The following is a 13,961-nucleotide window of genomic DNA, read 5'->3' on the forward strand; positions in this document are numbered from 1 at the left end:
TGGAAGCGACTTCCTTGACCATCTGGGCGCCCATGTTGGCGAACTTGTCCTTCAGCTCGATTTCCTTGGCCACGGACACACCGTCCTTGGTCACGGTCGGGGCGCCGAAGGAGCGCTCGAGCACCACGTTGCGGCCCTTGGGGCCCAGGGTAACCTTGACCGCGTCGGCCAGGACGTTGATGCCTTCAACCATGCGGGCACGAGCGGAATCGCCAAACTTGACTTCTTTAGCTGCCATTTAGTGTTTCTCCGGAATTCTTTATCTAAGGACTAGGGAAGACGCGGGTAGCGAGGCTCAGGCCTCGAGCACGCCCATGATGTCTTCTTCACGCATGACCAGCAGTTCCTGACCATCGACCTTGACGGTCTGGCCGGCGTACTTGCCGAACAGCACGCGATCACCAACCTTGACATCCATCTTGCGCACTTCGCCGCTCTCGAGGATCTTGCCGTTGCCGACAGCCAGGATCTCGCCCTGATCGGGCTTCTCGCCGGCGGAATCGGGGATCACGATGCCGCTGGAAGTGGTGCGCTCGGCTTCAACGCGCTTGACGATCACGCGATCATGCAAGGGACGGATATTCATCTATAGATCTCCTACTCGTTTCAAACCGGGCAAGGCTGCCCGACGGAAAAATACGTTTGCCAATTCAGGTCTTGGCGAGGACCGGGGACGACGCTTGTTAGCACTCACCCCCAACGAGTGCTAATAATAGGGTCGCCCAGAACGCTTTTCAAGTACGAGTAGAAAGCTTTTTCAAAAACCGGGGATGAACAACTTCGTATGAGGGAGGGGGGCTCCCATCGGGAGGGGCCGCGGCACCGTACCCAACACAGCGCGTTGATGCGCGCCAAGCATTAAAAGCCGGACAAGACCGCTCCGAGGCCGTAAGCAACGCGCGCTCTCCACACAGCCAATCCAGCGGAGAATCAATTGCTTGCGACGAACCTGAAATATTGCACAGCTATAACACATCCGATAGCATGCCTCCCCCCATGGAGACCGCGTCACTCGCATACCAAGCACAAACGCACAGCTCAAGGGAAGGGATCTGCCCGCCACCTTCCCTCTGCAGGCAATTCTTGAAACAAGCATAAATATCAAGATCTGCAGGCGAGACTATTCATCATTGATGTGGATGCTTGGCTCTTCATCAAAGCCTACAACGCTCGACCGCATGCTCAGAAGGCGATAACGAAGTGGTTGCTCAAATGCCTATAAAGAAACTGCCTTTGCTATCGCTGGTATATTTTGCGATCGTCGTATGCTTCTGCCTGTCTTTTGTCTTCGGAGCATTCATCCTGACCGTGGAGCCCGACGAGGTTTGGAACCTCATGAGCACCATGAAGGCACTTGGCATACCGCTTCCTCCGACAAGTGCCGTGGACAAGCCGATCACGACGACGGGCGGATTGCACTTCGTGCTACACGGCCTTATCGCCCTATGGCGGAGCGGAGACATCCTCGCCCATCGCCTTGCTTCGATCGGTGTCACACTTGTTCTGTTGATCGTGGTGTTCAAACTTATTGAGCGCCATGTCAAGGACCGGGTTCTCGCCGCTGCAGGCACAGCTCTGTTCGTGACGGCGCCTGGCTTTCTGCTGCAAGCGTCCCTCGCGACCTCGGAGATCATTGCCACAACTATATTTCTGCTGGCCTCACTATTCTGGGTGCGCTCTGGAACTCAGTCCTTAAGCATGGCTCTCCTGGGAGGCACACTGTTCGGGCTCGCCTGCGCTACCCGCATGACCTGCCTCTCAATGCTGCCAGCCATTCTGGTCTGGTCAGCCATCGCACACCGGGGCTGGATTGCGCGCTTCGTTTACCCGCTGATGGCAATCACGGCGGCTGTGCTGGTCTTCGCAGGATGCGTAGGAATGTATGTTTACGCCTTCGGCGACACCCCGTGGAGCAAGTTCCTTGTTGCGACGGGCCTGTCGAGCGGTATCGGCGTCCCATTTCCGGGAGTCATGCTACGGTTGAACTATCTGACCGTTGCGAATGGAATCATCCCCACGGCGGCCATTGTGGCACTGGTTGGCTGGTTCGCAAGCCGACTGGAGCTTCAGAAGGAGAGCGACCAAGACATCACCAGGCTATGCGGCTTCTTATTGCTAGCAGGTAGCGCGGGATGGCTCTCCTGGGTGCTAAAGGCTCCGATCTCGCACATCCGTTATCTGTGGCCAGCCATTCCTCTGCTGTGGCTGACCGCTGTCCTGCTCGGCGTGTCGGCCCTCGGACGCGTCCTACGGATGAAGACGGCCATGATTGGTCATCTGACGATAATCCTCATATGCGCAACCCAAGGCTTGCTCAACGTGCGCATGCTAGCGGTCGGAGACTCTCTAGAATTGGTTTACGAGACTGCTCGCCAGTCGAGCCTCGGAATTCCCCAGAATATCTTCACTGCGCGCAAAGACCAGGAAGCGATGGCCAGTTTGGTAGCCGCTCTTCCTCCGTCCGCCACCATTCACGCCCTAATGGAACCGGCAGCGTATCCGATAACGTATCTATCTTCACGGACAGTTAGATCGTTCCGACAGCCAATGCAAACAGCTGGGGAGAATTACTTACTTGTACTCCCCACGGACTATTCTGTCTGGCTTCCCAACTGGGATGCGATCGGTTGGTTGCAGGTCAACACAACCTTGGTGGAACGTCGCGGTAAATATGCACTTTATCGCGTACACGGGAGCAGCCAGCCGCCCTCCCAGTAATCGGCCGAGTATGCGTGTAGGACATCAGGATTACCCACTCTCGCGGCGCTCCGCTTGTCTCGATTGCTTCGAAAACACACTCACCGCGCCAGCGAGCTGTACAGCCAGGCTGGCGGCTCTTCATGCCAACACAATCGGCTGGCCGGTACGAACAAGCGAGTTCCTGTCCGGGAGATAGCGCGCATCCGGGCGGAGCCGAGCAAGCGGGAACTGATTGCCTTCGCTGTGCGACTGAAAAGGTTGCGCAGCCAACCACGGGGTGGCGAATTGGCCGGCTTCGCTTAGACGAGTTGCTCCGAGCGACTCCAGCGTCAGGCCGGGGCGGTCTGGGCTGCAGTTGAGAACCAGCAGCACCTCTCCGATTAAGTAGGGGTTGCCGGCGGATCTGGTTTGCGGTCCGTCAGCGGCACGATTTCCCCGATCAACGTCTGGAGCGTCCTATCTTCGCCGCATAGACGGGAATCACGAGTGAAATGCGCTGCTGTCCAATGAGACCCTTTCTTGCCAATCGGAGCAAGGTAAGTGCTTCGCGACCAGCGAGGTCCATGCCGACGGGTCGTCATTCAAAAAGTGGATAAAGCTAACGAATATTGCGTTGCTGGAATCCCCACCGCGTCGGGACAAAGGCGTGTCCAGACCGATCCAGCCGCCCGAACGCAAGCTCCGTGCAAGAAAAAAGTAAGTTCATCGACAGAAAGTCTTCCTAGACTAGGATGACTGTCCCATCCCGGATTCCGGCATGCGTTTCCGCTCCTGTTTCGTCCTGGCCGCCCTCGTGCTGCCCCTCCCCTGCCTGGTTCAGGCCGCCGACTTCCAGCCCCTGAGCCTTGCCGACGCCGACCGCCTGCTGCTCGAGGCCAATCCGGCCATCGTCCAGGCCCGTGCGGCACTGGCCGGCGCCCGCGCCGGCATCGACATCGCAGCCGCCCGACCTAACCCGCAACTGACGATAGGCGCAACCTCGGTCGATCCCGGCCAAAAGGGCAGCGGCGGCTACTGGAAGCACCCGACCGACAACGTCGTGCGTATCGATCAGGTCTTCGAGCGCGGTGACAAACGCACGCTGCGCCTGCGGGCTGCCGAGAGCAACCTGACGGCCACCCAGGCCGACCTGGACAACACCATCCGCCTGGCCCGCGGCGACTTGGCCAATGCGTGGATCGACCTGCGCGCCGCCCGCGAGATCCGCCGCATCGCCGACGAAAACGCGGCCCTCGCCCGCCGCGCGGCCGATGCGGCAGAGTTGCGCGGCAAGGCTGGCGACCTGGCCGGGGTGGACGTAGCACGCTTCGCCGCTGATGCCGCCCGCGTTGCCAATGATGCCGTCCAAGCGGGCCTGGATCTGTCCCGCGCCCGCGTCGCGCTGGCACTGCTGCTCGGCAACCGGGTCCCCGCAGATCGTTTGGACACCACCGACGAATGGCCGGGCGCGGACGCCCTGCCGGCGCCGGCAGCCTCCGTCGCGGGCGAGCGCTACGACGTTGTGGCAGCCCGCCAGCGCGTCGCGCAGGCCAACGCCCTGCGCGAAGTGGCACGCGCCCAGCGTACCCGCGACGTGTCGATCGGCGTTCAGTACGAACACACACCCGCCAACACCAACAACGCGGTCGCCGAAAACGCCTACGGCCTCAGCCTGTCCATTCCGCTATTCCTCGGCAACGACTACCGCGGCGACATCGCCCGAAGCGAAGCCGATTACGGCGCCGCCGAGCAGCAACTCGTCGCCACCCAGGCCGGCGCCAGCAGCGAACAGGCCCGCCTGCGCGCCGAGCAGGCGGCCAGCGCCACCCGCTTCACGCGCCTCCGCGACGTCGTGCTGCCCGCCGCCGAACGGGCCGGACGGGGCGCCGACATCGCCATCCAGAAGGGCGGCATGAGCCTCACCGACTATCTCGACACCCAGCGCACCCTGCGCGCCACCCGCATCGAGGCCATCCAGGCCCGCGCCGACCTCGCCCGCGCCGCCCTGCTGCTGCGCCTGGCCGGAGACACCCCGCAATGAAAACCAGACTGATCGTCATCGCACTGGCCCTGGCCGCCGCCGGCGGAGCCTACGTTTACCTCCACAACGGCGCGGACGAAGGCGCTGCCGAACCGGTGGTCATGAAGCCCTCCGCCGAACCCGGCGTGCTGCGCTTCCCGACTGCCGCCCCGCAACTCGCCCAGATCAAGGTCGAGCGGGCCGAGGTCGCGCCGGTGCCGCTGGACGAACCGCTGGCCGCCCGCGTCGCCTACGACGAAAACGCCACCGCCCGTCTGTTCGCGCCGATCGCCGGCCGCGTGCTGGAGATCCGCGCCAACATCGGCGACCAGGTCAAGGCCGGCCAGGTTCTCGCAGTCCTCGACGCACCCGAACTGGGTACCGCCGCCGCCGACCTGGCCAAGGCCCAGGCCGACGCCCACCAGAAGAAAGCCGCCTTCGAGCGCAGCAAGAGCCTTTTCGATGCGGAAGTCGTCCCCAAGCGGGATCTCGAAGCAGCCCAGTCCGACTGGCATCAGGCCCAGGCCGAGGTCGAGCGTGCCCGCCTGCGCCTCGCCAACCTGACGCAGGGCAGCGGTGCGGCTCAGGGCGGAGAGCGCTATGTGCTGCGTACCCCAATCGCCGGCATCGTCGCCACCCGGCGCATCAACCCGGCGATGGAGGTCCGCCCCGATACCGACGAGCCGCTGTTCGTCATCACCGACATGAGCCGCCTGTCGGTGCTCGTCGACGTGCCCGAACGCGACCTGCCGCTGGTGACCGTCGGCAAGTCCGCCCAGATCGAGGTTTCCGCCTACCCGCACCGCAGCTTCGAAGGCAAGGTCGTGCGCGTTGCGCCGACCCTCGACCCACAGACCCGCCGTGTGCAGGCGCGGGTCGCCGTCGACAACCGGGAAGGCCTGCTCAAGCCCGAGATGTACGCCAAGGTCGGCATCCTCGCCGACAACCAGGGTGAGTTGCCGAAGATCCCGACCGGCTCGCTGCTGGTGGAAGGCGTCAAGAACTACGTCTTCGTCGAACGGGAACCCGGCGTCTTCGAGAAGCGTGAGGTCACGCTGGCGGTGCAGACCCGCAGCTACGCCTATGTCTGGCAGGGCATCAAGGCCGGCGAGAAGGTCGTCGGCGTCGGCGCCCTGCTCCTCAACGCCGAGTTGGCCAGCAGCTCCCGCTAAGGACGTCCCGGCATGTTCGACTCCATCATCACCGCCGTCCTGCGCCAGCGTGCCTTCGTCATCATCGCCGCGCTGGCCCTGCTCGGTTATGGCCTGTACTCCTTCAGCCAGATCTCCATCGAAGCCTTCCCGGACGTTCAGGACGTGCAGGTTCAGGTGGTCACCCAGGCCATCGGCCAGGCGCCGGAGGAAGTCGAGCGCACCGTCACGCTACCGATCGAGCGGGAAATGAGCGGCGTGCCGGGCATGACACAACTGCGCTCGGTGTCGATCACCGGCCTGTCGGTGGTCACCCTCACCTTCAACGAGAAAACCGCCGACTACTTCGCCCGCCAGCAGGTGCTGGAGCGCCTGCAGACCGTCAATCTGCCACCGGGTGTGCAACCCACGCTGGCGCCGCTGACCACCGCGGTCGGCGAGATCTACCGTTACGTGCTGGATGCGCCCCCCAGTGCCTCGCAGGAGGAAGTCCGCGCGATCCAGGACTGGACCATCCGTCCGGCCCTGCGCATCGTGCCGGGCATCGCCGACGTTGTCAGCTTCGGTGGCTCGATCCGTGAGGTGCAGGTGCGCATCGAGCCGGATCTGCTGCGCAAATATGGCGTCAGCCTGGACGATGTCAGCAAGGCCCTCGTCGGTGCCAGCGGCAACGGCAGCGGTGGCCTGCTGCGGCGTGGCGACGAAGCCTTGGTGGTGCGCTCGCTGGGCCTCTTCAGCAACCTCGACGATATCCGCGACGTGGTCGTGGTGGCCCGCGAAGGCAAGCCGGTGCGCATCAGCGACGTGGCCGAAGTGGTCGCCGGCGCCCGTCCGCGCTCGGGCATCGTCGCCTTCAATGACCGCGACGACGTCATCGAGGGCATCGTGCAGATGACCAAGGGTGGCAATGCCGCCAAGGTCGTCGAAGCCTTGCGCGCCAAGGTGGACGAGGTCAACGCGCGCCTGCCGGAAGGCTACAAGGTCCGCCCGATTTACCAGCGCACTGAGCTGATTGGCCACACGGTGGCCACCGTCGGCGAGAACCTGCTGGTCGGCGCGGTGCTGGTCACCGCGATCCTGCTGGTCTTCCTGCGCAACCTGCGGGCGGCCATCATCGTCGCCGCTGTGATTCCGCTGTCCCTGCTGTTCGCCTTCATCCTGATGCATGCGCTGGGCGTGTCGGCCAACCTCATTTCGCTCGGCGCGGTGGACTTCGGCGTCATCATCGACAGCGCGGTGGTGATGGTGGAGGCCCTGATGGTGCGCCTGGCCTTCGACGCCCGCAGCGAACACCACGGCATCAGCTCGCCGGTCGGCCGGCGCATCCACGCCCTCAAGCAGACCTGCATCGAGCTGGGTTCGCCAATCCTGTTCTCGAAGGCCATCATCATCGTCGCCTTCCTGCCGATCTTCACCTTCCAGCGGGTCGAAGGGCGCATCTTCACCCCAGTGGCCCTGACCCTGTCATTCGCCCTGCTCGGCGGCCTGATCCTGACCCTGACCCTGGTGCCGACGCTGCTGTCCTTCGCCCTCAACAAGGACATGGCCGAGAAGGAAAGCGCCTGGCTGCACAAGCTGCAGCACAGCTACCGCGACCTCCTGGTCCGCCTGCAATCCCACCGGGCCGTGACCATCGGCCTGTCCGGCATTTCGTTGGTCGTCGCGCTGGCGCTGGCGCCGCTGCTCGGCTCGGAATTTCTGCCCAAGCTCGACGAAGGCAACATCTGGCTGACCGTCACCCTGCCCCAGTCCTCCTCCCTCACCAACACCAAGGAGATCGAGCGCAAGGTCAGGACCATCATGCTGAGCTACCCGGAGGTGAAGACGGTAATCACCCAGGTCGGCCGCCCGGATGATGGTACCGACCCCAAGGGCCCCAACAACCTGGAAATCCTCGCCGACCTCAAGCCTCATGGCGAATGGCGCTTCGCCAGCAAGGACGCGATGATCGACAGCATGGCCGCCAAGCTGGCGACCATTCCCGGCCTGCCGTCCAACTTCTCGCAGGTCATCGAGGACAACGTGGAGGAATCCCTGTCCGGCGCCAAGGGCGAGCTGGCGGTCAAGGTCTTCGGCCCCAACTTGCAGGTGCTGGAAGCCAAGGGCCAGGAAATCGCCACCGTTCTCAACCACATCCAGGGTTCGGCCGACGTGGCAGCCCTGCCGGTGGGCGGCCAGAGCGAAGTGGACATCCGCCTGCGGCGTGAAGCCCTGGCCCGCTACGGCATCCTGGTGAACGACGTGAACGCGATGATCCAGACCGCCCTCGGCGGCAGCGCGGTCAACGTGTACTACGACGGCGAGCGGCGCTACGACGTGACCCTGCGCTTTGGCCCGCAGTACCGCGACCAGGTGGACGACATTGCCCACCTGCCGGTGGCCCTGCCCGACGGCAAGGGCAGCATTCCCCTCGGCGACCTGGCCGACATCGAGCTGCGCCAGGGCGCCTCGCGCATCCAACGCGAAGCCGGCAGCCGCAACGTGATCGTCAAGGCCAACCTGCGCGGCCGCGATCAGGGCAGCTTCGTCGCTGAAGCCCAGAAAAAGGTGGCCGCAGAAGTGTCCCTGCCCGCCGGCTACTCGGTCACCTGGGGCGGCCAGTTCGAGAACCAGCAGCGCGCCATGGGGCGCCTGAAAGTCATCGTGCCGATCACCCTCGGGGCGATCTTCTCGCTGCTGTTCTGGGCTTTCAAGGACATCCGCCCGGCACTGCTGGTGCTGGCGATGGTGCCCTTCACGCTGATCGGCGGCTTCGCCGGGCTGGGCATCGCCGGCCTGCACCTGTCGGTCTCGGCGGCGGTGGGCTTCATCGCGGTGGCCGGCATCTCGGTGCAGAACGGCGTGATCATGGTCGAACAGGTCATGGAGATCGCCCGCCGCGGCGCCACCCGCACCGAGGCCATCCTCGACGGCGCCATGCTGCGCCTGCGCCCCATCGTGATGACCGCCTTGATGGCCGGCCTCGGCTTGCTGCCGGCAGCCCTGTCCCACGGCATCGGCTCGGAAACTCAACGCCCCTTCGCGGTGGTGATTGTCGGCGGCATCGTCAGCGCCACCATTTTCACCCTGCTGCTGCTCCCGGTATTGCTGTCCTTCGGCGGTCCCAAGGAAGCACAGCGGGAAGAGAGATAAACCATGCGCATCCTTATCGTCGAAGACGACCCCCTACTGGCCGACGGCGTTGCGCAATTGCTGCGCGGTGCCGGCTTCACCACCGACTACGTGGGCACCGCCGAACTGGCGGAAGCTGCACTGGCTGCCGAGAAATTCGACCTGCTAGTGCTCGACATCGGCCTCCCCGGCATGGATGGGCTGGAGCTGCTGAGCCGCCTGCGGGCCCGCCACAATCCCATCCACGTGCTGATGCTGACCGCCCGCGACGCTCTCAATGAACGAGTGCGCGGCCTCAACCTGGGCGCCGACGACTACCTCACCAAACCCTTCGCGGCGGTCGAACTGCTCGCCCGCGTCAATGCGCTGGCCCGCCGCAGCCGCGGCCAGGGCAGCGCCCGACGCGAATTCGGCCCACTGGTGCTCGACGAGGAAGCCCACCGGGCCTGGCTGGACGGCCAGCCGCTGGAATTGCCGCAACGTGAATGGGCGATCCTGACCTTCCTGCTCGACAACCTGGAGCGTGTCCTCAGCAAGGAACGCATCGTCGCTGCCGTCTGCTCCTGGGACGAGGACATGAGCGAGAACGCCGTCGAGGTTTATGTCTCCCGCCTGCGCACCAAGCTGGAGCCGGCGGGCATCCGCATCCGCACCGTACGCGGCCTGGGCTACATGCTCGAAGACATGCCCCATGACGCGAAGCCTGCGTAAGGCGCTGCTGCTGTGGTTGCTGCTGCCAGCCGGCCTCGCCGTGGCGACCTTCCTGCCGCTGGCCTACCACCTGATCCACCAGCCGGCGATGGAAGCCTTCGACCAGGCCCTGGCCGATGCCGGCCTGGCCCTGGTGCCCCACCTGGAAGTCATCGGCGGCGAGCCGCGCTTCGTCTTCCCGGCCGCCGCCGAACAGGTGCTGCGCACCGACCGGGTGGACGAGGTGTACTTCCTGGTCCTCGGCCCCAATGAGCGTTTCGTCGCCGGCGACATCGGCCTGCCCCATGCCAGTCCAAACGACAACGCGGAATCCGACGGCGAGGAGCGACTCAATTTCGACTCCCACTTCCGTGGCCACCCGATCCGGGTCAGCACCCTGCGCCGCACCATCGCCGGCGAAACCTTCCTGTTCGTCACCGCCGAAACCACCCGCAAGCGTGATCGGCTGCGCGTAGACCTGACTTTCGCGCTGGCCCTGCCGCTGATCTTCTTCGCCGGCGCCACCGGCCTGACCATCTGGTTCGGCATCCGCCATGCCCTACTGCCGGTGGAAGATATCCGCGCCGCGCTGAAGCGGATGGGGCACCGTGCCCTTCAGCCGCTGGACGCGGCCTCCGCCCCGACCGAGATCCGCCCGCTGGTCGACGAATTCAACCTCGTGCTCGACCGCCTTGAACAGGCGGCAGCGGCCCAGCAACGCTTCGTCGCCAACGCGGCCCACCAGCTGCGCACGCCCCTGGCCGGCGTCCGCACCCAGCTCGAACTGCTGCAGCGGGAGAACGACGCCAACGTGCGGGAAGCCCGCTGCGCACAATGCATCAGCGCCATCGAGCGTCTCGGCCACCTGGTCAATCAAATGCTGGTGCTGCTGTCGGCGGAACCCAGCGGCCGTCACGCCGGCCTGGCAGCCCCCATCGACGTGCCCGAGCTGATCCGCGAACGCAGTCCGGAATGGATCCGCCTGGCCGAAGCCCACCACATCGATCTGGGCTTCGAACTGCAGGCCGCCGCGGTCAGCGGCGACAAGCTGCTGCTCGGCGAGGCCATTGCCAACCTGGTGATCAACGCCATCCACTACACGCCGGCCAAGGGCGAAGTGACAATCCGCTGCCGTCAGCAGGGCGACGACGTCCTCATTGACGTGGAGGACAACGGCCCAGGCATCCCCGCCGACGCCCGCGAACGCGTCTTCGAACGCTTCTTCCGCCTGCCCGGCACCACGGGCCAGGGCAGCGGCCTGGGGCTGGCCATCGTGCGCGAGATCGCCCGCGGCTTCGGCGGCGAAGTCTGCGCCCTCGCCCCGAGCGACGGTCAGGGCGCCCGGCTGCAGGTCCGCCTGCCGGCGATCCCCTCCTCGCCCTGACACCCGGCGACCAGGCGCTGCCCACGCCGCGGCAACGCCCGCCCCCATCCGCATCCCCCCATGCCGCGCTCAAGTGGCTGGCATTTTCATGCCCATGCAAAACGGGCATTGAAAGATGGCGGCCTTACCCGTACCGTATGCGCCGAACGCGCGCGGCACGGCTTGCGCTTGCCGCGCGCCCCTTTACCGCCTACCGGATGGAGATCCCCAGCATGGCCATGGATGTCGTCGATTACGAAATCTTCGGAAACGAAATGCAGTACGTCGAGGTGGAGCTCGACCCGGGCGAGGCCGCCGTCGGCGAAGCCGGCGTGATGATGTACATGCAGGACGGGATCCAGATGGACACCATCTTCGGTGACGGCTCGGCCCAGCAGAGCGGCCTGTTCGGCAAGCTGCTCGGCGCCGGCAAGCGCCTGCTAACCGGCGAGAGCCTGTTCACCACCATCTATCACAACGAGGGCAGCGGCAAGCGCCGGGTCGCCTTCGCCGCCCCCTACCCCGGCAAGATCGTGCCGGTGGACCTGTCCACGGTCGGCGGCACGCTGATCTGCCAGAAGGACTCCTTCCTCGCCGCCGCCAAGGGCGTCTCCCTCGGCATCGCCTTCCAGAAGAAGATCGGCGTCGGCCTGTTCGGCGGAGAAGGCTTCATCATGCAGAAGCTGGACGGCGACGGCATGGCCTTCATCCATGCCGGCGGCACCCTGCTCGAAAAGACCCTCGCCCCCGGCGAAACCCTGCGGGTGGACACTGGCTGCGTGGTGGCCTTCCAGCCCAGCGTCGATTTCGATATCCAGTACGCCGGCAAAATCAAGACCGCCCTGTTCGGCGGCGAAGGCCTGTTCTTCGCCACCCTCACCGGGCCCGGCAAGGTGTGGCTGCAGTCCCTGCCCCTATCGCGCATGGCCGACCGCATCGTGATGGCCTCCCGCGTGGTGCAGGGTGGTGGCGGCAAGGAAAGCACCTCGCTGCTCGGCGGCATCGGCCTCGGCTCCCTGCTCGGCGACGACGATTGAGCGCCGCCGCGCCAGCGACTGGAAGGTAATCCCATGAGCGATGCACCGGTTTCCGCCCGCTACTACCCGCCGAGCGGTGACGCCCACGGCCACCCGGCACTGCTGCGCTGGGAGGGCGGACATCTGCTCGTCGCCCCGGAGGATTCCGACCCGTTGCGCATAAGCGCCGCCGCACTGCGCGCCGAGGCGCGGGGCTTCAACCACAGCCAGTGGGCGATCGCCTGGCCAGGCGAAGGCGGCGAGCACCTGCTGATCGTCGCCGACCAAGCCATCGCGCCGCTACGCACCGCCGCGCCGGCCCTGTTCGCCGCCGGAGCCCACGCCCAGCACAAGACCCATCGGCGCTTCGGCCTCGGCGTGACGGCACTGATCCTGCTGCCGCTACTCCTCATCGCCGGCATCTTCCTGGCCGTCGAGCCACTGGCCGACCGGGTCGTCGAACACATCCCGCCGTCCATCGAGAAGCAGATCGGCGAAGCGGTGCTGGCCCGCACCCGCCTCGACAGCAAACTGATCGAACAGGGCCCGGCGCTGGATGCGCTGCAGCTCATCGGCAAGCGCCTGGCCCGCCCTGGAGAAGACCTGCGCTTCTACCTGGCCGAACGCCCCGACATCAACGCCTTCGCCGCCCCAGGCGGCGTGGTGGTGGTGTATTCGGGACTGATCAAGCAGGCCAGCTCGGCGGAAGACGTGGCCGGCGTACTGGCCCACGAGATCGCCCACGTGGAGCTGCGCCACAGCCTGCGCCAGATCGTCCGTTCGGCCGGCCTGCGGGTCATCGTGTCGGCGCTGTTCGGCGACTACGGCGCCCTCGGCAGCTGGGGGGCCCAGCTGGGCGAGCTGAAATTCTCGCGGGATGCCGAGCGGGAAGCCGACGCCCGCGGCCTGCAACGCCTGGCCGAGGCGCGCATCGACCCTCAGGGCATGCTGCGCTTCTTCGAGACGCTGGCACGCGGCGAAAGCACCGCCACTTCGGCGGTGCCGACGGTTTTCTCCACCCACCCGGCAACCGCCGAGCGCATCGATACGCTGCGTAAAGCCCTCGCGCAACATTCGGCTGGAGACGTCGCCCCAATCCCGGTCAACTGGGATCGTGTTCGCCAATCCCTACTGCCAGCCGCACGTTAAACGGTTCGCCATGATCGGCCCGGGAGTACAAGTCAGCTAACATAAGGACCCTGTTCCCTAGGGGTCATCGCCAAAGCATGAGCACACAAGAAAAAAATCCCGTCGTCTTCGGCACCGAAGACCTGCTGCTGAGTCTCTGCAACTCGGTCACCAAGGTTCTCAGCGTGGCCACCCATAGCCAGATCCGCTATTCGGGCATGGTCCAGCGCATCACCAAAACCTGCCTGAAGCCGGATATCGGCTGCTTCGTGCTGTTCGATGGCGGCTTCTCCGGACTGGTGGTGATCAACTTCTCGGCCCAGTCGGCGATGGAGTTGTACGAGAGCTACATGCTCAACATGGGGATGGCCAAGGAAGACCTGGCCAGCTCCTACACCTCGGACGACGTCAGCAACGTGATGGGCGAGCTGATGAACCAGATCGTCGGCGACTTCACCGGCCAGGTGGGGCGTGAGCTGCAGACCCACATCACGCAGAATCAGCCGAAGATGCTGGTCCTCAACAAGCAGGTGGTGCTCAGCGTGGACACCCACCTGGACCAGCCCGAGACCCGCCGGGTGACCTTCTACACCGGCCGCAACAACATCTTCTACCTGGAACTGGCGATCGACCGCACGGAGTTCATCAAGCTCTACGACTTCGAACCCCAGGACGCCCCCGATCCGGACGCCCTGATCGACGCCGCCGACGCTACGCCGAATGCAGCCACTGCAGCCCCCCCTGGCAACGGCGGTGGCGACGACCACGACGATCTGCTCAAGTCCCTCGGCTTCTGAACTGCA

Annotated in this window: 11 protein-coding genes; 9 read left to right on the top strand and 2 right to left on the bottom strand. The window is 65.1% G+C overall.

The genetic code is table 11. The annotated features are described in order from the left end of the window. Positions 1 to 238, bottom strand: a 238-nt coding sequence (locus ACE3RX_RS07970; RefSeq protein ID WP_374482106.1) for a TCP-1/cpn60 chaperonin family protein, incomplete at its 3' end; no start/stop codon positions are given. Between the two features lie 57 nt (positions 239 to 295). Then, positions 296 to 586 carry a co-chaperone GroES gene (locus tag ACE3RX_RS07975; RefSeq protein ID WP_374482108.1) on the bottom strand — a complete coding sequence of 97 codons (291 nt, stop codon included), beginning with the start codon at positions 584 to 586 and terminating at the stop codon, positions 296 to 298. A 557-nt stretch (positions 587 to 1,143) separates the two neighbouring features. On the opposite strand from ACE3RX_RS07975, the gene ACE3RX_RS07980 reads away from it, so the two are divergent. The 9 genes from ACE3RX_RS07980 to ACE3RX_RS08020 all read left to right on the top strand — a co-directional run bounded on the left by ACE3RX_RS07980 (position 1,144) and on the right by ACE3RX_RS08020 (position 13,955). Continuing rightward, positions 1,144 to 2,718 carry an ArnT family glycosyltransferase gene (locus tag ACE3RX_RS07980; protein ID WP_374482110.1) on the top strand — a complete coding sequence of 525 codons (1,575 nt, stop codon included), beginning with the start codon at positions 1,144 to 1,146 and terminating at the stop codon, positions 2,716 to 2,718. A 739-nt stretch (positions 2,719 to 3,457) separates the two neighbouring features. Continuing rightward, complete coding sequence (locus tag ACE3RX_RS07985) at positions 3,458 to 4,720, top strand: TolC family protein (RefSeq protein ID WP_374482112.1); 1,263 nt, start codon at positions 3,458 to 3,460, stop codon at positions 4,718 to 4,720. After that, complete coding sequence (locus tag ACE3RX_RS07990; RefSeq protein ID WP_374482114.1) at positions 4,717 to 5,871, top strand: efflux RND transporter periplasmic adaptor subunit; 1,155 nt, start codon at positions 4,717 to 4,719, stop codon at positions 5,869 to 5,871. The genes ACE3RX_RS07985 and ACE3RX_RS07990 overlap by 4 nt, the downstream gene beginning before the upstream one ends. Before the next feature lie 12 nt (positions 5,872 to 5,883). After that, positions 5,884 to 8,982, top strand: coding sequence for an efflux RND transporter permease subunit (locus ACE3RX_RS07995; RefSeq protein WP_374482116.1), 3,099 nt, complete (start codon positions 5,884 to 5,886; stop codon positions 8,980 to 8,982). Positions 8,983 to 8,985: 3 nt separating this feature from the next. Beyond that, the gene (locus ACE3RX_RS08000; protein WP_374482118.1) at positions 8,986 to 9,672 is read left to right on the top strand and encodes a response regulator; all 687 of its coding nucleotides are present in this window, start codon (positions 8,986 to 8,988) and stop codon (positions 9,670 to 9,672) included. Beyond that, positions 9,653 to 11,035 (top strand): sensor histidine kinase, encoded by a 1,383-nt coding sequence (locus tag ACE3RX_RS08005; protein WP_374482120.1) that lies wholly within the window; start codon positions 9,653 to 9,655, stop codon positions 11,033 to 11,035. Before ACE3RX_RS08000 ends, ACE3RX_RS08005 begins: the two co-directional genes overlap by 20 nt. A 212-nt stretch (positions 11,036 to 11,247) precedes the next feature. Further along, positions 11,248 to 12,051: a TIGR00266 family protein gene (locus tag ACE3RX_RS08010; protein ID WP_079434233.1), complete on the top strand. Its 804-nt coding sequence runs from the start codon at positions 11,248 to 11,250 to the stop codon at positions 12,049 to 12,051. 33 nt (positions 12,052 to 12,084) lie between these two features. Beyond that, positions 12,085 to 13,179, top strand: coding sequence for a M48 family metallopeptidase (locus tag ACE3RX_RS08015; protein ID WP_374482122.1), 1,095 nt, complete (start codon positions 12,085 to 12,087; stop codon positions 13,177 to 13,179). A gap of 77 nt (positions 13,180 to 13,256) precedes the next feature. Next, complete coding sequence (locus ACE3RX_RS08020; RefSeq protein ID WP_374482124.1) at positions 13,257 to 13,955, top strand: DUF3334 family protein; 699 nt, start codon at positions 13,257 to 13,259, stop codon at positions 13,953 to 13,955. Positions 13,956 to 13,961 lie beyond the last annotated feature (6 nt).

This window comes from Zoogloea sp. (assembly GCF_041914405.1).
Lineage (GTDB): Bacteria > Pseudomonadota > Gammaproteobacteria > Burkholderiales > Rhodocyclaceae > Zoogloea.

What these genes read in the sequence shown, in the direction of transcription:
- ACE3RX_RS07975 (WP_374482108.1), bottom strand. Translation starts at nt 586, where the DNA reads ATGAATATCCGTCCCTTGCATGATCGCGTGATCGTCAAGCGCGTTGAA.
- ACE3RX_RS07985 (WP_374482112.1), top strand. Translation starts at nt 3,458, where the DNA reads ATGCGTTTCCGCTCCTGTTTCGTCCTGGCCGCCCTCGTGCTGCCCCTC.
- ACE3RX_RS07990 (WP_374482114.1), top strand. Translation starts at nt 4,717, where the DNA reads ATGAAAACCAGACTGATCGTCATCGCACTGGCCCTGGCCGCCGCCGGC.
- ACE3RX_RS07995 (WP_374482116.1), top strand. Translation starts at nt 5,884, where the DNA reads ATGTTCGACTCCATCATCACCGCCGTCCTGCGCCAGCGTGCCTTCGTC.
- ACE3RX_RS08000 (WP_374482118.1), top strand. Translation starts at nt 8,986, where the DNA reads ATGCGCATCCTTATCGTCGAAGACGACCCCCTACTGGCCGACGGCGTT.
- ACE3RX_RS08005 (WP_374482120.1), top strand. Translation starts at nt 9,653, where the DNA reads ATGACGCGAAGCCTGCGTAAGGCGCTGCTGCTGTGGTTGCTGCTGCCA.
- ACE3RX_RS08010 (WP_079434233.1), top strand. Translation starts at nt 11,248, where the DNA reads ATGGCCATGGATGTCGTCGATTACGAAATCTTCGGAAACGAAATGCAG.
- ACE3RX_RS08015 (WP_374482122.1), top strand. Translation starts at nt 12,085, where the DNA reads ATGAGCGATGCACCGGTTTCCGCCCGCTACTACCCGCCGAGCGGTGAC.
- ACE3RX_RS08020 (WP_374482124.1), top strand. Translation starts at nt 13,257, where the DNA reads ATGAGCACACAAGAAAAAAATCCCGTCGTCTTCGGCACCGAAGACCTG.